Below are 18,693 nucleotides of genomic sequence, written 5' to 3' on the forward strand. Positions count from 1 at the left end.
GGTTGGCGCAAGGAGATAGTCAGGAACGCGCGCGATGGCCAGCACAGATTTGCAGCGGGGGCCGTGAAGCGGCGCGAACCTGCTGCCCTCCTGGCCCCTCCCCTGCTCCGGTCCCCGCCCCGTGCCCCGTCCGCATGTCCCTTCTCCATGTCCCTTGTCCATGCCCTTCTCCGGGCCGCCCCGGTCCGCGCTGGCGGCCGTCAGGGGCGGGTGGACAGGGCCTTGGCGAGCACGTCGAAGACGAGGCGGATGCGGGGGCTGGTGTGCAGTTCGCGGTGGGTCACGAGCCAGATCGGAAAGGTCACCTTGATCTGGTCGGGCAGCACCGCCTCGACCTCCGGCGCAAAGGGAATGAAATCGACCGCCATGAAGCCGTAGCCGGCCCCCTTGCGCACCGCTTCCCAGGCGACGGCCCCGTTGGCGGAGGACGTGCGGATGTCGCGCTCGGCGATGGTGATGCCCAGCATCGCGAGGTAGCGGACCATTTCGGCCTTGTTGCCGAAGGCAACGAAGGGCTGTCCGGTCAGGTCCGCGACCCTGGCCGGTCGGCCGGCCTGGTCCAGGAAGCTGCGGGCCGCATAGAGATGCGCCGTCGCCTCGCGCAGCAGTCGGCTGATCAGGTCGGGGTCGGCCGGGCGCACATGGCGGATCGCGATGTCGGCCTCGCGGCGCTTGAGATCGCTCAGGCTGTTGGAGGAGATCAGCTCGATGTCGAGGCCCGGGGCAATGGCGTGCAGGTGCCGGATGAGGGGCGGCAGGACGTAGTGGGCAAACATGTCGGAGGCGGAGATGCTGACCGGACCGGCCACGTCCTGCGCCTGGCCCGAGGCGACAAGGCTCAGCCGCAGGCCGGCTTCCGCCATTGGCCGTGCTGCCTCGACCACCTGCCGGCCGGCCTCCGTCAGCACCGGCGAGCGTCCCGTGCGCTCCAGCAGCACCAGCCCCAGATCCTGCTCCAGCGCCGTGACCTGACGGCCGACCGTCGGCTGGGTCAGGCCGAGCGCCTTGGCCGCAGCGGAAAACGAGCCGAGATCGGCCACGGCCACGAGCGCGCGCACCTGGTTCCAGTCAAAGCCGAGCTTCTGCCAATTCATGCAGAAACGCATACCATTCCTGCATCAATCCGCAATTCCAAATTTTTCTGCATGGGGCTAGTCAGGCTGGGACCGGGCACGCAGGCCGGTTTGCTGGCCCACCGCACAGGAGCCCCCATGCACAGCGATGCCGCCTTCTGGGACCGGATTGCCGCGAAATATGCCCGCGACCCGATCAAGGACGTCCCGGCCTACGAGCACACGCTCGAGCGGACGCGCAGCTTCCTGACGTCGCATGCCAGCGTGCTGGAAGTGGGCTGCGGCACCGGCGCGACCGCGCTGCGGCTGGCCGATGCGGCCGGGCGGATCGTCGGCACCGACATCTCCGCTGCCATGATCGACATCGCACGGGCACGGCTCGATGCCCCCGACACCCCGCGCAATGTCAGTTTTTCCGTCGCGGCCATGACCGACGAGGCGCTGCCGCACGGGCCCTTCGACGTGGTGACGGCCTTCAACAGCCTGCATCTGGTGCGGGACCTGGATGCGGCCCTGGCGGCCATCGCCCGCCGGCTGCGCCCGGGCGGGCTGTTCATCTCCAAGACGGTCTGCCTGAGGGATTCCCCGCTGCGGTTCCTCAAGCCCGTGTTCGGCCTGCTGAAGCCGACGGGCCGGATCCCGCATGTCCTGTTCCTGTCGCAGCCGGAGCTGCAGGAGCGCATCCGCGCCAGCGGTTTCCGCATCCTTGAAGTCGGCAACTTCCCGAAGAAGCCGCCGCGCCATTTCGTCGTCGCCCGACGTCTGGACTGATGTCCCTACCCGCAGTCCGGGCGGAACTGCCCCGTGGGGCGCGACGAAAAGAAGCGAGGCCCGGCCTGCCCCGGCCGGGCCTCGTTTTTCCCGTGGGCGTCCTGACCGTGCTGCGGCTCAGGAGGCCTTCTTGAACCAGTCATACCAGCGACGGGCCTGCCGGGTCTGCACCCGCTCCAGCACCTCGGCGGCAAACAGCGCGGCATTCTCGCGCGCCTTGTCCAGGTTGGTCACCTGGCGCGGATCGAGTGTCGCCAGCCCGCCGCCGAACTCGAACATGTCGCGATAGGCGGCGCGCTCGATGATCGGGGTCAGGAGCACGTCGATGCCGCTTGTCGACAGGTGATCCTGCACCGCCTTCAGGGCGCGGGTCGTGACGGCGGCGTTGGTGCGGGTCAGCACCACGCAGTGACGGATGTCGTGACGCACGATCTCCTCGAGCTTGCGGATCAGCCGCAGGATCTTGGCACCGCCGCGCGCATCCATGGACGAGCCCTGGATCGGCACGACGACCAGATCGGAGACCGAGATCGCGTTGGCGACCATCAGGTTCTCGGTGCCCTCGAGATCGATGATGACGTAGTCCCGCTCCTGCGCAGCTTCCAGCACCTGCTCGGTGATCGTGGCCGGCGACAGTTCGCTCTGGACAACGATGTTCGGATGCCGGCCCGGCAGTTCGGACCAGTTGGAAATCCAGCGTTGCGGATCTGCGTCGAAAATGGTGACGGTTTTCCCCCGTTCGGCAACTTCTGTCGCCAGGAGCAGCGCCGCAGTGGTCTTGCCGGCACCACCTTTGGCGTTCGCGAAGGAAATTACGGGCATCAGTGCGTCTCCTTGGTCGGAAGCCGGTGGCCTTCTGCTGGCGGCTTCGCGTGATGCCAGTTTCAATAGTTCATGGTTAACAAATCTATAATTCGCCGCAAAATGCGTTTACCTGTAATAATTTGCGAGCCTGCGGCCAAGGACTTGCCCCAAAGACGCCGCAGAATTGACAGGGTTTGAAGACCATGTTTTCCACAGGTGGCCGCCGCTGGCGAGATGAGCCGGCGCTGAACAGGTTAACGGACAGTCGAATGCTTCACCGCGAGCGCGTTGCATCAGGGCATTTGCGCGCGGCGACGAGCTTCGATATGTCTGGACCATGGGCCGGAATCAGGCGCTCTGGGATCTTCTTCATGCGTACTCGTCTTGTTACCGGGCTGATCGCCGGTCTGGCGGCCTGGGCCGCGCTGGCCTCCCCTGCCGCCGCGCAGAGCCTGCCGCCTTACAAGGACTCGCTCTTTGCCTATCCGCGCGTGCTGTCGGGCAATGACGACGGCAGCTACGAGGTCGTCGAATACATCAAGGCCCGCGACCTGCACGAGCGGGACAAGGAACCGGAGCGCGAGGTCTGGGGCAACTATGTCTCGTTCCACCCGTCGTCGTCCCAGGAAGACATGTCGCTCAAGGCCAACGGCCGCACGGTGAAGTACATGGCGACCGGCCGCACCGAGGGCGGCGCGTCGATGGTCGTCATCTATGTGCATGGCCAGGGCGGCAACCGCTTCCAGGGCATGAACGACCTGACCTTCGGCGGCAACTTCAACCGCATCAAGAACCTGATGTCGCGCAACAACGGCGTCTACATCTCCGCCGACTTTGCCGACTTCGGTGCCAAGGGCACGCAGGATGTCGCGGCGATCATCGACGCCTACCGAGCCAACTCGCCCGGGGCGAAGACCTTCGTGGCCTGCGGGTCGATGGGCAGCATCCTGTGCTGGAACCTGCTGAAGGACCCGGCGCAGGCGGCGAAGCTGTCGGGTGTCCTGTTCTTCGGCGCGCCGAAGGACGAGGCCTTCCTCAAGTCGCCCACCCTGCGCAAGCCCGAGAACCACGTGCCGATCTATCTCGGCCACGGCAGCTGGGACAATGTCTACGACTGGCAGCAGCAGGTCGCCTTCTTCGAGCAGATCCGCAAGGCGGCGCCCGGCTATCCGGTGCGCTTCACCCTGTTCGACACCGGCACGCACGGGACGCCGATCCGCATGACCGACTGGCGCCTGATCCTCAACTGGATGCTGTCGCTCGGCTAGCCTGGTTGACCGCCAACCGCGATAGAAGGGCGGCGCTCAGCTGAACAGCCTGTCTCGACCTCTCCTGCGTCCTCCGGGGTCTCCGCGTGGCTGCGCCCGGGCGGACGGGAGAGCGGCTACAGAAAATCTGCACGCCGGCCAGGGGGCCGGCGTTGTCGTTTGAGCCTGCAAGGACGTCCTCAGCCCTGCAGGACGATCAGGTCCTTCGGCGACAGCGCCACCTCGATCGCGGAGCCGAGGGCCGGCGGCGGCATGTCGGCGCGGTTGAACGTGTCGAGCGACAGCGCGGTTCCGGCCACATCCACCTTCAGGCGGATGATCGAGCCCATGAAATGCACGTCCTCGATCCGGCCGGGCAGCACGACGTCGGCGTCGGAGCGGCGGCCGAGATGCACGGCCTCCGGCCGCAGCGCCACGGTCAGCCGCTCGCCCTTGCGCGCCTGCAGCCCGCCCTCGGGCAAGGTCAGGTCGGTGCCTGCCAGCGTGATCGCGCCTGCATCGGCATCGCGCACGACAGCCTCGAAGGTGTTGAGCGTGCCGACGAAATTGGCGACGAAGCGGGTCAGCGGCCGGTTGTAGATCTCGTGCGGCGCGCCGACCTGCTCGGCGATGCCGCCATACATGACGACGATGCGGTCCGACATGGACAGCGCCTCTTCCTGGTCATGGGTGACAAAGATCGTGGTGATGCCCAGCTCGCGCTGGATCTCCCGGATCTCGGTGCGCAGGCTGACGCGGATCTTGGCATCGAGTGCCGACAGCGGCTCGTCGAGCAGGAGCACGCGCGGACGCGGGGCGAGCGCGCGGGCGAGCGCCACGCGCTGCTGCTGGCCGCCGGAGAGCTGGAAGGGATAGCGGCCGCCGAGGTCCGGCAGGCCGATCAGCTTCAGCATCTCCGCCACGCGCGCGTCGATCTCCGCCCGGCCGAGGCCCTTGATCTTCAGACCGAAGGCCACGTTCTGCGCCACGGTCATGTTGGGGAACAGGGCGTAGGCCTGGAACACCATGCCGATGTTGCGGCTGTTGGGCTTCAGCCGCGTCACTTCCTGGCCGTCGATGACGATGCCACCCGAGGTGGGCGTCTCGAACCCGGCGACCATGCGCAGGACGGTGGTCTTGCCGCAGCCGGAGGGACCGAGCAGGGAGATGAACTCGCCACGGCCGACGGAGAGGGAGAAGTCCTGCACCACGGTCGTGGGACCAAAGGACTTCTTGAGGTTTTTCAGCTCCAGGTAAGCCATCAGCGTTGTGCCTGTGTGTGTTTGGAGAAGCGGGTGGCAAGCTGGATCAGGGCCATGCAGGCCCAGGTGATGCCGAAGGCAATCACCGCCAGCGCCGCCGGTTCATAGGCGCGGTTGGCGCCGAGCAGCTGCATGAAGGGCCCGAAGGCCGGCCGGTCGAGCAGGGCCGCCATGGTGAACTCGCCGATCACGATGGCGAAGGTCAGGAAGGCTCCCGAGAGCACGGCGATCAGCACGTTGGGCAGGATCACCCGCGTCAGGATGGTCATCCAGCCGGCTCCGAGGCTGAGCGCGGCCTCCGTCAGCGTGGCGACATCGATGGTGCGCAGGCCCGTGTCCACCGCCCGGTACATGTAGGGCAGCGACAGGGTCACGTAGCCGAACATCAGCAGCAGGTTGGTGCCGGTGGAGGAGCCCGTCAGCGGCAGCCACGACGAGGTGTTGTAGAGGCGGATGTAGCCGAACACGATGACGATGGCCGGAATGACCAGCGGCAGCAGCGTGATGAACTCGATCCACGGCCGCGCGGCCGGCAGCCGCAGCCGCACCCAGTAGGCGGTCGGCACCACCAGGATGATGCCGAAGATGATGGTCGCAAGCGCCATCAGCACCGAATAGGAGAAGGTCTGCTGGAACCTTTCGTCCATCAGCACCACGCGATAGGCCTCGAAGGAATAGCCTTCGCGCAGCATGCGCATGGAGAATTCGGTCATGCCGATGAGCGGCAGGGCAAAGAACGTGCACCCGAACAGCAGGGTGCCCCAGGCGAAGAAACGGGTCACTTCAGCCACCTTTCGCTGCGCACGCGGAGCCAGATGTAGAGGCCGTTGGCGAGCGCCGTGATGACGATCATGCCGAAGGCCAGCGCATAGCCGAGATGCGGGTTGCCGAGCACGTCACCGCGGATCTGCGCATAGAGCTTGATCGGCACGATGTTGAGCTGCGGTCCGGTCAGGGCGAAGGCCGTGGCGATGGCGCCGAAGGAGTTGGCGAACAGCAGGGCGAAGGTGCCGAGCAGGGCCGGGAACAGGATCGGCAGCGCCACCATGCGCCAGTACTGCGCCGTGGTCGCGCCGAGGATCTCGGCCGCCTCGCGCCATTCCCGCTTCAGGCCGTCGAGGGCGGGCGCGATCATCAGGATCATCAGCGGGATCTGGAAGAACAGGTAGACCACCACCAGGCCCCAGAAGGACAGCAGGTTGAAGCCCATGGCGCGCAGGTTGATGCCGAATTCGGTGCGCAGCCAGATCGTCACCAGACCGACCGGTCCGAGCGTCGCCAGGAAGGCGAAGGCGAGCGGCACGCCGGCAAAGTTGGAGGCGACGCCGGAGAAGGTCATCAGCCCGCCGCGCACCTTGGTCGGGAGCTTGCCGAAGATGACGGCGGCGGCCATGGCGAAGCCGACGAGACAGCCGAGGGCGGCCGTGATGAGGCTGAGCTGGATGGAGACGACATAGGCCGACAGGATCGAGTCCGTGTTCAGGCCGTAGATGTTCTCCAGGGTGAAGCTGCCGTCGGGCGTCTGGAAGGCGCCGACCACGATCTTCATCGTGGGCAGGATCAGGAACAGCAGCGCGAACAGCGCGAATGGCAGCAGGCCCAACCAGTTCAGGTTGAGGCGGCTGAGCGGACCCGCAGTGGGTTCTGGCATCGGGCGAAGCCCCTTGTCGTCCGGTGGCCGGTCTCGGTCGCATCCGCGTCTGGATGCCCCTCCGGTCTTGTCGTGTCTGGCCGCTGTCGCGGCTTCTGGTTGGCACCTGCGGCACGGCCGGTGCCGGCCGTCGGGCCGGCGGCGGGGCGGGCCGCAGGGGCAGTCACAGGGCCGAAGGGCCGGGAATGTCCCGGCCCTTCTCTGGTCCTGATCGCTTACTGGACGTTGGCGCCCACGACCTTGTCCCAACCGGAAACCACGGCTTCCTTATTGGCGTTCTGCTCCTCGATGGTCGGGAAGTAGGCCTTCTCATACGGCTCGGCCGGCGGCAGGGCCTTCAGCAGCTCGTCCGGGATCTTGCCTTCGGCGACCATCTTGTTGAAGCGCGCGGTGTGGCAGTAGCCCTTGACGTAGCCGTTCTGGCCCTCGTCGGAGAAGATGTGCTCCATCCAGAGCTTCGCGGCGTTCGGATGCGGTGCGTAGGCGCTGATGGCCTGGACGTAGACGCCGGCCAGCGTGCCCTTGGTCGGAACGGTCACTTCCACCGGCGGGTTGCCCTTCAGGCTGTCGCGGGCGGACAGGGCGTTGTAGTCCCACATCACCATGATCGGCGTGGTGCCCTGGGCGAGCGTGCCGGCCTTGCCGATGACGGGCACGAAGTTGCCCTTGTCGTTCAGCTCCTTGAAGAACTGCAGGCCGGCGTAGCCGGACTCGGTGCCAGCCTTGGCGCCGCGCGCCATGCCGGCGGAGAGGACGCCGAGAATCGCCTGGTTGGAGGCGCGCGGGTCACCGGCGAGGGCGACCTGGCCGGCGTATTCCGGCTTCAGCAGGTCTTCCCACTCCTTCGGCGGGTTCGGCACCAGGTCCTTGTTGGACACGAAGGCCATCACGCCATAGTAGGCGCCGTAGTAGTAGCCTTCCGGGTCCTTGACGGCATCCGGGATCTCGTCCCAGACGGAGACCTTGTAGGGCTGGATCAGGCCTTCGGCCTTGGCCTGCGGACCGAAGGACAGGCCGATGTCGAGCACGTCGGGGGCCTGCGGACCCTTGTTGCCCTTGTTGGCGCGCACGGCTTCGAGCTCGTCAGCCGAACCGGCATCCGGGTTCAGTTCGTTGACGGTCAGGAACGGGTACTTCTTCTTGAAGGACTCGATGATGCCGCCGTAGCCGCACCAGTCATGCGGCAGCGCGATCGTGGTGAGCATGCCTTCCTTCTTGGCGCCTTCGATGAGCTCTTCCATCGACTGCGCCGACGCGGCGGTGGCGCTGAACAGGACAGCGAGACCAGTGGTCGCCGCCAGAATCGTCTTGATGCTCATGCACTTCTCCTGAGTTACCCGATACGCGTTGGATCGGTTCCTGGTGAAAATTCCCACGCGCCGGCGTTTTACAGCCGGCACGGCCTCCCGGAATTTCGACTGCCAAGACTGGCCGCCGGGCGATCCGGATCCCATGGCTGCGGGTCGGGGTGTCGTCCCGACCGGACCTTCAGTCCGGCGTCGCACTCCGCCGTCCGCGACGGCCTGGCAGGGGAAGCCCCTGGCGCTCTCGGTGAGAAAAGGACATGTCTGACTCCTCAAATCCCCTGGAAGCGCTTGCGGGGTCCGTGCCCCGGGCCAGTTCCTGACCTGCGCCATTACCCGACGCCGATGACACTTCGGCTTCTTTTTTATGACAGTTCGATGAAGGCGTGCCTTATCGAAAAGCACCATCGGATAAACGTCATAATAGCGTCATCTTGCGTCACGCATAGCCATTATGCGCGGCATTTGTGACAGTGAATTGTGACAGCCGGGTCTGACACTCACCCCCTTCCCTTAGGACATCCCTTGACTGTTTTTGATGTTGCCATCGTCGGCGCCGGCATTGTCGGCCTGGCCCATGCGCTGGCTGCGGCGCGGCGGGGCAAGACGGTCGTCGTGATCGACCGCGATGCCCAGGCCAACGGCGCTTCGATCCGCAATTTCGGCTTTATCACCGTGTCGGGCCAGGAGGCGGGCGACTGCTGGTCGCTGGCACGCCGGGCCCGGGACGTCTGGGCCGAGGTGGCCGGGGCGGCGCGCATTCCGGTGCTGCAGCGGGGCATGGTGATGACCGCGCGCCGGCCGGAGGCCGAGGCCGTGATCGACGCCTTCCTGGCGACCGACATGGGCGCGGGTTGCCGCCGCCTGACCCCGGATGAAGCCGCCGCCTTTGTGCCGGCCCTCCGGTCCGACCGGATCACCGGCGCCTTCCATTCGCCGCACGAGCTGCGGGTGGAAAGCCGTGAGGCCCTGCCCCGCCTCGCCGCCTGGCTGGCCGAGGTCCATGGCGTGACCTTCCTCTGGTCGACCGCCGTCACCGGCATCGACACGCCGCGTCTGGAGACGTCGCGTGGTCCGGTCTCGGCCGAGACGGTCATCGTCTGTCCCGGCGACGATTTCATCTCGCTCTTCCGGGACCGCATCGAGACCTACCGACCCTTGCGCTGCAAGCTGCAGATGCTGCGCGTCGCGCCGGCCCGTCCGGTCACGTTCCAGACCCCGGTCATGTCCGATCTGGGCCTTGCCCGCTACAAGGGCTATGCCGACCTGCCGGAGGCGGCCGCCCTCAAGGCGCGGCTCGATGCCGAACAGTCGGCGCATCGCGCCCATGGCGTGCACCTGATCGTGGTGCAGTCCGCCGACGGCTCGCTTGTGGTCGGCGACAGCCACCACTACGCGCCGACGCCCGATCCCTTCGCCCCCGTCGAGGTCCGCGACCTGATCCTCGACGAGATGGACCAGGTGCTGGATCTGCCCGGCCGCACCATCCAGGAGCACTGGATCGGCACCTATGCCAGCGCTGACGACCGCTGGCGCTTTACCGACGCGCCGGATGACGCCACCCGCATCGTCGTCGTCACCGCCGGCTGCGGCGCCTCCACAGCCTTCGCCATCGGCGAGGAAACCATCGCTTCCCTTTTCGGACAGGAAATCACCGCATGAGCAAGTTCAAGGCCGTCGTGTTCGACTGGGCCGGCACCGTCATCGACTTCGGCTCCTTCGCCCCGATGGGCGTCTTCGTGAAAGCCTTCGCCCGCTTCGGCGTCGAGGCGACCATTGCCGAGGCCCGCGCGCCGATGGGCATGGCCAAGTGGGATCACATCAAGGCGATGATGACGGCACCCGCGCTTGCCGAGCGCTGGAAGGCCGCCCATGGGGCCTATCCGACCGACGCCGACGTCGACCGGGTCTACGAGGTCTTCGTGCCGATGAACGAGGAGGTCGTCGCCGAATTCGCCACGCTGGTCCCCGGCGCGAAGGAGGCCATCGACAGCCTGCGCGCGCGCGGCCTGAAGATCGGCTCCACCACCGGCTACACCCGCTCCATCATGACCCGGGTGCTGCCGGTCGCCGCCGCCCAGGGCTATGTGCCCGACAACCTCATCTGCGCCGACGAGGTCAAGGAAGGCCGCCCGAGCCCGCTCGGCATGTACCAGTGCTTCATTGATCTTGGCGTGCATCCGGCCGCAGCCGTGATCAAGGTCGACGACACCGAGCCGGGCATCGGCGAAGGTGTGGCGGCCGGCTGCCTTACCGTCGGCGTCACCCTGTCGGGCAACATCGCCGGCCGCACGCCGGAAGAGCTGGCGGCCCTTTCGCCGGCCGAGATCGAGGCCATCCGGGCCGAGGCCGGGGCACGCCTCAAGGCCGCCGGCGCCGATTATCTCATTGACACGGTGGCGGATCTTCCGGCCTTGATCGAGCGTCTCGAAGCCGGCGCGTGACCTTGCGGCGCAGTCAGGGCCACCCGGCACGACCGGCCCTTCGAGGAACTTCAGGGCGTGATGCCGCCGCATCGCGCCCTGGCACAAAGGGACGGAAATGAAGCCGAATGTTCTCCTGATCACCGCCGACCAGTGGCGCGGTGCGGCCCACGGCTGCGCCGGTCACGGTGAGGTCCGGACGCCGAATGTGGATGCCCTTGCCCGCGAGGGCGTGCTGTTCCGCCAGCATTTCGCCGGCGCGGCCCCCTGTTCTCCGGCGCGTGCGTGCCTCTACACCGGCCTTGCCCAGACGAACAACCGGGTGACCCGCAATGGCACGCCGATGGATGACCGGCTTGACAACATTGCCCGGCTCGCCCGCCGCGCCGGCTATGATCCGACCCTGTTCGGCTACACCGACGTCTCGCCCGATCCCCGCACCCGCCACCGCGACGATCCCGACCTGACCACCTATGAAGGGGTGCTGCCCGGCTTCACCACCCGCGTGCTGCTGCCCGAGCACGAGAAGGCCTGGCTGTCCTGGCTGCGCGAGCGTGGTCACCGGATCGACGATCCCGCGAGGATCCATGTCCCCGTCGGCCATGCGCCGGGCACCGTCACCCGCGCTGCCCCCGCCTACAGCGCCGACGAGACCCAGACCGCCTTCCTCACGGGAGAGTTCCTGCGCTGGCTGTCGGAGCGTGAGGGCGAGCGGCCGTGGTTTGCGCATATCTCGTTCCTGCGGCCGCATCCACCCTTTGTGGTGCCCGCCCCCTACAACACCATGTACGAGGCGCGCACCGACGGGTTCCTGCGGCCCGAAAGCCGGGCGGAACAGGCCGCCGTCCATCCTTATGTTGCCGCCGAGCTGGCGCGGGTCGGGGCCGGACATTTCCTCGCCGGCGCGAGCGGCGGCACCGACCAGTGGTCGGCCGAGGATCACGGCCTCATCCGCGCGATCTACCACGGCATGATCAGCGAGGTGGATGCCCAGCTCGGCCGCCTGTTCGACGGGCTGAAGGCTGCCGGCAGCTTCGACACCACGCTGATCATCTTCACCTCCGACCATGCCGAGCTCATGGGCGACCACTGGGGCTTCGGCAAGGGCGGCTTCTACGACCAGAGCTATCACATTCCGCTCGTGGTCAAGCTGCCGGGGACCGACGGCTCCCGGGGCCAGACCGTGACCGATTTCACCAGCGCCTGCGACATCTTCCCGACACTGGCCGACTATCTGGGCGTGACGCCGCTGACAGGGCCGGATGGCCAGTCGCTGCGGCCCTTCCTGGAAGGCCGGGCGCCGGCGCGCTGGCGCGACGCGGTGGTGTGGGAGTTCGACTTCCGCGACATCAGGTCCGGCCGGCACGAGGCGCATTTCGTCCTGCCCTCGCGCGCCCTCGCGCTCACGGTCCTGCGCGATGCCCGCATCAAGTACGTCCATTTCGCCGGTGGCCTGCCACCGCTCCTGTTCGACCTGGTCAATGATCCGGGTGAACTCAGGAACCTCGCGGAGGATCCGGCCTGGCAGTCGGTGCGGCTGTCCTGCGCCGAGCGCCTGCTGGACTGGCGCACGCAGCACCTCGACCAGACCCTTGCCTACACCGAGCTGACCCCGTCCGGGCCCGTGTCCCGGCCCTTCGGCGACGCCTGAGACCGATCTGACGCGCAGCCGCCCTGCACGAATTTTTCGCTGCAGGGCCGCCGCACGTGCCCCGCAGCCTGGCCCTGCGGCTGTCTCCGGCGAGCGATCAAGGGGCGCAGGCGGCTGGTTGTCCTTGCGTTTTCCGGGCCTGCCCGGATCCCGCGCAAGCAACTGCCGCGCATTTAGGCAGCTCATTTTTCTGCTTGCCGCTTGTGCAGTGCAGCGCCACTCTGCTGTCAAACCTCATAAGAACCAGAGGGGAACAGCATGCGGCGTCTTCTTGGACTGGCGATGGGCCTGGCGCTTTCGGCGTCATCGGCGCTGGCCGCCACTGACATCAAGTTCACACTCGACTGGAAGTTCGAGGGCCCGGCGGCTCCGTTCTTCATCGCGCTCGACAAGGGCTATTTCGCCGCCGAGGGGCTCAACGTGACCATCGACACCGGGGCCGGCTCGCGCGAGTCGATCCCGCGGGTGGCCACCGGCGCCTACCAGATGGGCTTCGGCGACATCAACTCCCTGATCCAGCTCCTCGACAAGCAGCCCGACCTGAAGGTCAAGGCGGTGATGATGGCCTATGAGCGGCCGCCGCTTGCCGTCATCGGGCGCAAGAGCCTCGGCATCACCGACGACCCGAAGTCGCTCGAAGGCAAGAAGCTCGGCGCGCCGCCCCCGGATGCCGCCTTCGGCCAGTGGCCGGCCTTTGCCAAGGTCGCCGGGCTCGACACCTCGACGATCACCATCGAGAACGTCGGCTTCCCCGTGCGCGAGCCGATGCTTGCCCAGGGCCAGGTCGATGCCATCTTTGGCTTCTCCTTCTCCTCGGTGATCAACCTCAAGGCCCAGGGCGTGCCGGAGGAGGACATCGCGCTGATCATGATGGCCGAGAAGGGTCTCGACCTCTACGGCAACGTCGTCATGGTCAACACCGACTTCGCTGCCGCCAACCCGGAGGCCGTCAAGGGCTTCGTCAAGGCGCTGACCAGGGGCTATCTCGAGGCGATCGCCGATCCGGCAGCCGCCGTCCCGCATGTGATGAAGCGCAACGAGGTGCTGAACGAGGCCGTCGAGATCGAACGCCTCAAGATGGCCGTCGCCCAGTCCATCGCCACTCCGGCGGTGAAGGCCAACGGCTTCGGCGGCGTCGACATGGCCAAGCTCACCAGGTCGATGGAGTATCTCCAGACCTCGATGGGTGTCAGCGCCACGCCGCCGGCCGCCGAGAAGGTGTTCGATCCCGCCTATCTGCCGCCGGCCGCCGAGCGCGCCGTGAAGTAACCGGTATGCGACGTCCTGCCCTCCCGGAGTGCCGAAGGGCGCCGGGAGGGACTTTTTGAAGTCAAGAAGATCCGACCGGAGGGGCAGTGACCGGATTTGTCGATTTGCGCGGCGTGCGGCTCACCTATGGCGGCACGGCGGACGGAACCCTCGCCCTCGATGGCCTGACGATGGCCGTCAACAAGGGCGAATTCGCTGCCGTGGTCGGCCCGTCCGGCTGTGGCAAGTCCACCCTGATGAAGCTGGCGACAGGGCTGATGCGCCCCCAGGCCGGCACCGTCGAGGTGGCGGGCAAGGAAGTGGCCGGCCCGGTGTCCATCGCCGGCATGGCGTTCCAGAACCCCTCCATGCTGCCCTGGCGCACGACGCTCGACAACGTCATGCTGCCGCTCGAGATCGTTCAGCCGCATCGCAGCCGCCTGAAGCGCGAGCGCGAGGCCTATCTGAAGAAGGCGGAAGACCTTCTCGCCCTGGTCGGGCTCAGGGGCTTTGGCCAGAAATTCCCCTGGCAGCTCTCCGGCGGCATGCAGCAGCGCGCCAACCTCTGCCGCGCCCTGGTGCATGACCCGGCCCTCCTGATGCTGGACGAGCCCTTCGGCGCGCTCGATGCCTTCACCCGCGAGGAACTGTGGCAGGTCATGCGGGACCTGCATGCGGAGAAGGGCTTCACCACCATCCTCGTCACCCATGACCTGCGCGAAGCCGTCTATCTCGCCGACCGCATCTTCGTCATGAGCGCCCGGCCCGGCAAGGTGATCATGGAGCGCAAGATCGACTTTCCCCGCCCGCGCCCCATCGACCTGACCTATGAGGCGGGCTTCAACGACATCGTGCACGAGCTGCGTGGGTACATTGCCGAAGCGAGGGCTGCCGCATGAACGACCGCTGGATCAAGGCTGCCCCGTTCCTGTGGACGTTCGGCCTCTTTGCGGGCTGGGAGCTGGCCGTCGCCGCGCTGCGCCTGCCGGTGTTCATCCTGCCGGCCCCGTCCGACATTCTCGCAGCCACATACCAGTACTGGCCGGCGATCTGGAAGAACGCGGTGCAGACGCTCTTCACCACCGTCCTCGGCTTTGCCATGGCGGTCGCCGGCGGCCTGCTGCTGGGTCTGGCCGTCGGCTGGAGCCGGGCGATCTACGCCGGGCTCTATCCGCTGATGATCGGCTTCAACTCGGTGCCGAAGGTGGCCGTGGTGCCGATCCTCGTCATCTGGTTCGGCATCGGCACCGTCCCGGCCGTGCTCACGGCCTTCCTGATCGCCTTCTTCCCGATCGTGGTGAATGTGGCCACCGGCCTTGCCACCATCGAGCCGGAAATGGAGGACGTGCTGCGGGCGCTGGGGGCCCGGAAGCTCGACATCATGCTCAAGGTCGGCATTCCCCGCTCGATGCCCTATTTCTTCGGCTCGCTGAAGATCGCCATCACGCTGGCCTTCGTCGGCTCGGTGATCTCCGAGACCGTCGCCGCCAACTCCGGCCTCGGCCACATGATGCTGGCGGCGCAGTCGCAGTTCAACGTGCCGCTGGTCTGGGCCGGCCTCCTCGCCCTCGCCGTTCTCGGCATCGTCATGTACGCGCTGATGGCCGTCCTGGAAATGCGCATGACCGGCTGGGCCCACCGCTCCGGCCAGAACCGGGCGTAGGACCGCCTCAGTCCAGAACTGAGGCAAGCTCCTTGCCCCCTTGCGGCCGTGCAATCTCATGAGCGGTCAGACGGTGTCGAGGCCTCGCAGCCCCCCTCCCCCTCGTGGGGAGGGGTAAGGGGTGGGGGGCACGGGAGGCCGTCAGATCACAAGGCATCCGAACTCCGCCTTGTCAGGAACGTCTATAACTTGGGTTTACGTCGGTTCCCCCGACCCCCAAACCCCTCCCCACGAGGGGGAGGGGGGCGGAAAGGCTGCGACAAGGTTGAACCGTCTGAGCCCGGTCCTTCACATCGAACGGATATCGGATTTCAGGGCCGAAAGCCCCGCCCCCCGACCTTACTTCGCCGCCACCATCACCTCGGCCGGGCCGCGGAGCGCCTTCTTCCCCAGCGGATCCTCGGTCACGTCGCCGGAAATCGGCGGCAGGTCGAGGATGTCGTGGAACCTTTGCAGCATGTCCAGCGTGTGCGGGGCCATTTCATCAATGGCGCCCGGGACATACTGCACCACCCGGGCAGCCAGGTCGCGGTCCTCCCGGGTCTTCAGGAGCTTCGGCAAGGCGGCGAGAGCGCCGGTGCGGTCGAATTCCACGATCAGCGTCTGTTCGTGGATGATGATCGCGCGCTCCTCGGCGCTGAGCGAGCGGAACGGCTCGTCCTCGGTCAGCACATGGGCCGAGCGCTCCAGCCGGTCGCGGCGCACATTGCCGCGCGAGTCTGCCAGCAGCACCAGCATGCGGATGACCGCCTCGACGAAGCCGCCCTCCTCCACGCGGCGCAGGGCCGATTGCACAACCGGCAAGGCCCTGAGTTCGTCCGTGCGCTTCAGCGTGCGCGGCCGCACGTGGCCGCGGCCATACCAGCGCGCCCAGGGCGTGCCCCAGAGGCCGAAGAAGGCCATCTCGTACCAGGTGTCGCGCAGGTCGCGGACCATGTCGATGGACTGCTCGATCAGGTCGGCGCTCAGCCGCTCCAGCTCGACCAGCGGATTGCTGGCCGGTGCCGGCGCGCGTTCCGCCTTCACCTTCTCGGCCATCTGCTGCAGCGGCTGCACCAGCGGATTGCGGCTGGAGAAGGCGGCGCGCTGCAGCCGCAGCGGATGCAGCACGCGGCCGGCTTCCGCGCTGGCTTCGGTCACGCCGGCCTGCACGAAGGGCCGGATCACCGTGTCATAGACCTCGGCCTGCTGCTCCGACCAGCGGGCGACGGCCGCAAAGGGCGTCTCGTCATCGCGGCCATCATCCAGCGCCTGCAGGTCGTCGAGCGTCCGCTCGTGGAACGAGACGGTAAAGGTGCGGTTCACCCCCTCGCCGGAATAATCGTCGATCTTCATCTCGTAGAGACCGGGCGCCAGCGCCTCGATGGTCTTCATCGTCGAGGCCATCTCGCTGTGCTCCTTCCTCGCAATCGAGGAGGACACGAAGATGCCGAGATGCCCGACCTGGTCATGCACCATGTAGAGGATGCGCTGGCCGCGGATCTGGATCTCGCTGACGTCCGAATAGGTGTCGAGGATCCAGTTCAGCGCCTGCTGCGGCGGGGTGATGTTGTCGCCATGGCTGGCGAAGACGATGATCGGCGCGCGGATTGCCTTGAGATCCACATTGCGGCCCGGCTCCAGCCGCGCCTCGTTGCGCGCCAGCCGGTTGCCGACGAAGAGCTGTTCGACGATCCAGCGGATCTCGGCTTCGTTCAGCAGGAAGTAGCCGCCCCACCAGGTCTCGAACTCGAGGAAGCGCGGGGCTTCCGTGTCCACATGGGCATAGAGGTCGACGTATTTGCGGAACAGCGTCCGGGCCGGATTGAGCAGCTCGAAATTGGAGACGAGATGCGCGCCGTCGAAGACGCCATGGCCGATGTCGGACCAGAACATCGGCATGACGGTGCCGCCCAGAACGCCGGCGTTGTAGCGCATCGGATGGCCCCCGACGAGACCGGACCAGGTGTCGACCGGCGCGCCATTCAGCACGATCGGGCCGGTCAGGTCCGGATTGGAGGCCGCCAGCAGCAGGGTTGCCCAGCCGCCCTGGCAGTTGCCGATCACCACCGGACGCGGGGCGTCCGGGTGGCGGCGCGTCACCTCGCGCACGAACTCCGCTTCGGCCCGCGTCACGTCGGCCAGCGTCTGGCCTTTCTCCGGCGCGCGGCGGAAGGCGACGAAATAGACCGGATAGCCCTCCTTCAGCGCCACACCCACCTGGCTGTCGGTCTTGAACCCGCCGATGCCGGCACCGTGGCCGGCGCGCGGATCAATGATGATGTAGGGCCGCTTGGCCGGATCGATGGTTACGCCAGCCGGCGGCAGGATGCGCAGCAGCATGTAGTTGCAGGGATGCGGCAGGTCCTTGCCGTCGACGACCACCTCGTGGTCATAGACCAGCACCGGCGGGCAGCCCTCGGCCTCGTGCTTCAGGAAGATGTCGCCGCGCTGGCGCAGCGTGTCGAGTGTCAGCACCAGGCGCTGGCCGGCATCCGTCACATAGGCCTTCACATCCTCGGCCAGTGTGCCCTCGGCCTGACGGGCGCTGAGGTCGGAGGCCAGCTTGGTCAGGCTCTCGAGGCTCTTGCGGGTGCGGGCGTTGTGCGTGCGCGCCATCGCGTCGAGATGGCGCGACGTGCCGCGCAGCATCATCTCGCTCATGGCGGAAAACTCCGCGAACTGGGCGGTGAACACCTTCATCCGTTCGCTCGGCGACCAGGCGGTCGCGTCCTGCAGGGACTTCAGCAGATCGCCGTTCGGCGTGTTCAGGGCATCGAAAATGTTGCTCATGGGAGTTCCCTTCAGCCGATGATGCTGTAACCGCCGTCGATGGCATGGACGCCGCCCGTGACGTTGGCGGCCTCACGGCTGGCGAGGAAGGCGGCATAGGCGCCGACATCCTCGATGGTGGCCAGCAGATGCGTCGGCGCGCGCGCGGCCGCCGCGTTGAGCAGGTCATCAAACTCGGCGATGCCGGAGGCTGCGCGGGTCTTCAGCGGTCCGGGCGACAGCGCATGCACCGAGATCCGCTTCGGGCCAAGTTCGGCGGCCGCATAGCGGGTCACCGCTTCCAGGGCGGCCTTCACCGGGCCCATGACGTTGTAGTGCTCGACCACCTTTTCCGCGCCATAGAAGGACACGGTCATGCAGGTGCCGCCGTCCTGCATCAGCGGTTCCGACTTGCGGATGAGGCGCAGGAAGGAATGCACAGAAATGTCCATCGCAAGGCCGAAGCCTTCGGCGGAGCAGTCGATCACCCGGCCATGCAGATCGTCCTTCGGGCAGAAGGCGATGGAGTGGACCAGCGTGTCGAGACGCCCCCAGCGCCGGCTGATCTCGTCAAACAGCGCGTCGGTCTCGTCGCCGTTGCGCACGTCCAGCGGCGCGATGATCTCGGCGCCCAGCGCTTCGGCCAGCGGCCGTACATGCGGCTCGGCCTTGTCGTTCAGATAGGTGATGGCCAGGTCCGCGCCCTGCCGGCGCAGGGCCGCGGCAATGCCGTAGGCGATGGACTGGTCGTTGGCCACGCCGACGACGAGCGCCTTCTGACCGGTGAGATCGAACATCCCGCGCTCTCCCTTGGGGTCGCCCCGGACAATCCGGGCAAGGGAGAG

The 18,693-nt window shown here is 67.0% G+C and carries 16 protein-coding genes; 8 read left to right on the top strand and 8 right to left on the bottom strand.

Annotated elements, in window-relative coordinates; all coding sequences use genetic code 11:
* Positions 1 to 200: 200 nt before the first annotated feature.
* A complete protein-coding gene (locus GWI72_RS10105; RefSeq protein WP_161674496.1) occupies positions 201 to 1,094 on the bottom strand; it encodes a LysR family transcriptional regulator in 894 nt (297 codons plus the stop codon).
* Positions 1,095 to 1,211: 117 nt separating this feature from the next.
* On the opposite strand from GWI72_RS10105, the gene GWI72_RS10110 reads away from it, so the two are divergent.
* A complete protein-coding gene (locus tag GWI72_RS10110; RefSeq protein ID WP_161674498.1) occupies positions 1,212 to 1,844 on the top strand; it encodes a class I SAM-dependent DNA methyltransferase in 633 nt (210 codons plus the stop codon).
* Positions 1,845 to 1,961: 117 nt separating this feature from the next.
* Here the strand turns inward: GWI72_RS10110 and GWI72_RS10115 are convergent, their stop codons facing one another.
* Positions 1,962 to 2,666 carry a ParA family protein gene (locus tag GWI72_RS10115; RefSeq protein ID WP_161674501.1) on the bottom strand — a complete coding sequence of 235 codons (705 nt, stop codon included), beginning with the start codon at positions 2,664 to 2,666 and terminating at the stop codon, positions 1,962 to 1,964.
* 353 nt (positions 2,667 to 3,019) lie between these two features.
* Here GWI72_RS10115 and GWI72_RS10120 point away from each other — a divergent pair, with 353 nt between their 5' ends.
* Positions 3,020 to 3,916: an alpha/beta hydrolase gene (locus tag GWI72_RS10120; protein WP_161708554.1), complete on the top strand. Its 897-nt coding sequence runs from the start codon at positions 3,020 to 3,022 to the stop codon at positions 3,914 to 3,916.
* Between the two features lie 179 nt (positions 3,917 to 4,095).
* Here the strand turns inward: GWI72_RS10120 and GWI72_RS10125 are convergent, their stop codons facing one another.
* The 4 genes from GWI72_RS10125 to GWI72_RS10140 form a co-directional block, all read right to left on the bottom strand.
* On the bottom strand, positions 4,096 to 5,157 hold the full coding sequence (locus GWI72_RS10125; protein ID WP_161674505.1) for an ABC transporter ATP-binding protein: 1,062 nt from the start codon (positions 5,155 to 5,157) through the stop codon (positions 4,096 to 4,098).
* Positions 5,157 to 5,939, bottom strand: coding sequence for an ABC transporter permease subunit (locus GWI72_RS10130; protein ID WP_161674507.1), 783 nt, complete (start codon positions 5,937 to 5,939; stop codon positions 5,157 to 5,159). The genes GWI72_RS10125 and GWI72_RS10130 overlap by 1 nt, the downstream gene beginning before the upstream one ends.
* Positions 5,936 to 6,808 (bottom strand): ABC transporter permease, encoded by an 873-nt coding sequence (locus GWI72_RS10135; RefSeq protein WP_161674509.1) that lies wholly within the window; start codon positions 6,806 to 6,808, stop codon positions 5,936 to 5,938. Before GWI72_RS10135 ends, GWI72_RS10130 begins: the two co-directional genes overlap by 4 nt.
* Positions 6,809 to 7,023: 215 nt before the next feature.
* A complete protein-coding gene (locus GWI72_RS10140) occupies positions 7,024 to 8,127 on the bottom strand; it encodes an ABC transporter substrate-binding protein (RefSeq protein WP_161674511.1) in 1,104 nt (367 codons plus the stop codon).
* Between the two features lie 510 nt (positions 8,128 to 8,637).
* On the opposite strand from GWI72_RS10140, the gene GWI72_RS10145 reads away from it, so the two are divergent.
* The 6 genes from GWI72_RS10145 (at position 8,638) to GWI72_RS10170 (ending at position 15,097) form a co-directional block, all read left to right on the top strand.
* Positions 8,638 to 9,774, top strand: coding sequence for a TIGR03364 family FAD-dependent oxidoreductase (locus GWI72_RS10145; RefSeq protein WP_161708555.1), 1,137 nt, complete (start codon positions 8,638 to 8,640; stop codon positions 9,772 to 9,774).
* Positions 9,771 to 10,556, top strand: a complete 786-nt coding sequence (gene phnX, locus GWI72_RS10150) for a phosphonoacetaldehyde hydrolase (protein WP_161708556.1) — start codon at positions 9,771 to 9,773, stop codon at positions 10,554 to 10,556. The genes GWI72_RS10145 and phnX overlap by 4 nt, the downstream gene beginning before the upstream one ends.
* A 97-nt stretch (positions 10,557 to 10,653) precedes the next feature.
* Positions 10,654 to 12,186: a sulfatase-like hydrolase/transferase gene (locus GWI72_RS10155; RefSeq protein ID WP_161708557.1), complete on the top strand. Its 1,533-nt coding sequence runs from the start codon at positions 10,654 to 10,656 to the stop codon at positions 12,184 to 12,186.
* Positions 12,187 to 12,444: 258 nt separating this feature from the next.
* Positions 12,445 to 13,455: an ABC transporter substrate-binding protein gene (locus GWI72_RS10160; protein ID WP_161674519.1), complete on the top strand. Its 1,011-nt coding sequence runs from the start codon at positions 12,445 to 12,447 to the stop codon at positions 13,453 to 13,455.
* 86 nt (positions 13,456 to 13,541) lie between these two features.
* Positions 13,542 to 14,333 carry an ATP-binding cassette domain-containing protein gene (locus GWI72_RS10165; RefSeq protein ID WP_161674521.1) on the top strand — a complete coding sequence of 264 codons (792 nt, stop codon included), beginning with the start codon at positions 13,542 to 13,544 and terminating at the stop codon, positions 14,331 to 14,333.
* The gene (locus tag GWI72_RS10170) at positions 14,330 to 15,097 is read left to right on the top strand and encodes an ABC transporter permease (protein ID WP_161674522.1); all 768 of its coding nucleotides are present in this window, start codon (positions 14,330 to 14,332) and stop codon (positions 15,095 to 15,097) included. Before GWI72_RS10165 ends, GWI72_RS10170 begins: the two co-directional genes overlap by 4 nt.
* Before the next feature lie 339 nt (positions 15,098 to 15,436).
* Here the strand turns inward: GWI72_RS10170 and GWI72_RS10175 are convergent, their stop codons facing one another.
* The gene (locus GWI72_RS10175) at positions 15,437 to 17,869 is read right to left on the bottom strand and encodes a DUF3141 domain-containing protein (protein WP_161708558.1); all 2,433 of its coding nucleotides are present in this window, start codon (positions 17,867 to 17,869) and stop codon (positions 15,437 to 15,439) included.
* Between the two features lie 11 nt (positions 17,870 to 17,880).
* Positions 17,881 to 18,645 carry an enoyl-ACP reductase FabI gene (gene fabI / locus GWI72_RS10180; protein WP_161674526.1) on the bottom strand — a complete coding sequence of 255 codons (765 nt, stop codon included), beginning with the start codon at positions 18,643 to 18,645 and terminating at the stop codon, positions 17,881 to 17,883.
* Positions 18,646 to 18,693 lie beyond the last annotated feature (48 nt).

The organism is Pannonibacter sp. XCT-53, assembly GCF_009915765.1.
GTDB lineage: Bacteria > Pseudomonadota > Alphaproteobacteria > Rhizobiales > Stappiaceae > Pannonibacter > Pannonibacter tanglangensis.

Coding starts and splice junctions, on each gene's coding strand:
- GWI72_RS10105 (WP_161674496.1), bottom strand. CDS start 1,094: ATGAATTGGCAGAAGCTCGGCTTTGACTGGAACCAGGTGCGCGCGCTC.
- GWI72_RS10110 (WP_161674498.1), top strand. CDS start 1,212: ATGCACAGCGATGCCGCCTTCTGGGACCGGATTGCCGCGAAATATGCC.
- GWI72_RS10115 (WP_161674501.1), bottom strand. CDS start 2,666: ATGCCCGTAATTTCCTTCGCGAACGCCAAAGGTGGTGCCGGCAAGACC.
- GWI72_RS10120 (WP_161708554.1), top strand. CDS start 3,020: ATGCGTACTCGTCTTGTTACCGGGCTGATCGCCGGTCTGGCGGCCTGG.
- GWI72_RS10125 (WP_161674505.1), bottom strand. CDS start 5,157: ATGGCTTACCTGGAGCTGAAAAACCTCAAGAAGTCCTTTGGTCCCACG.
- GWI72_RS10135 (WP_161674509.1), bottom strand. CDS start 6,808: ATGCCAGAACCCACTGCGGGTCCGCTCAGCCGCCTCAACCTGAACTGG.
- GWI72_RS10140 (WP_161674511.1), bottom strand. CDS start 8,127: ATGAGCATCAAGACGATTCTGGCGGCGACCACTGGTCTCGCTGTCCTG.
- phnX (WP_161708556.1), top strand. CDS start 9,771: ATGAGCAAGTTCAAGGCCGTCGTGTTCGACTGGGCCGGCACCGTCATC.
- GWI72_RS10155 (WP_161708557.1), top strand. CDS start 10,654: ATGAAGCCGAATGTTCTCCTGATCACCGCCGACCAGTGGCGCGGTGCG.
- GWI72_RS10160 (WP_161674519.1), top strand. CDS start 12,445: ATGCGGCGTCTTCTTGGACTGGCGATGGGCCTGGCGCTTTCGGCGTCA.
- GWI72_RS10170 (WP_161674522.1), top strand. CDS start 14,330: ATGAACGACCGCTGGATCAAGGCTGCCCCGTTCCTGTGGACGTTCGGC.
- GWI72_RS10175 (WP_161708558.1), bottom strand. CDS start 17,869: ATGAGCAACATTTTCGATGCCCTGAACACGCCGAACGGCGATCTGCTG.
- fabI (WP_161674526.1), bottom strand. CDS start 18,645: ATGTTCGATCTCACCGGTCAGAAGGCGCTCGTCGTCGGCGTGGCCAAC.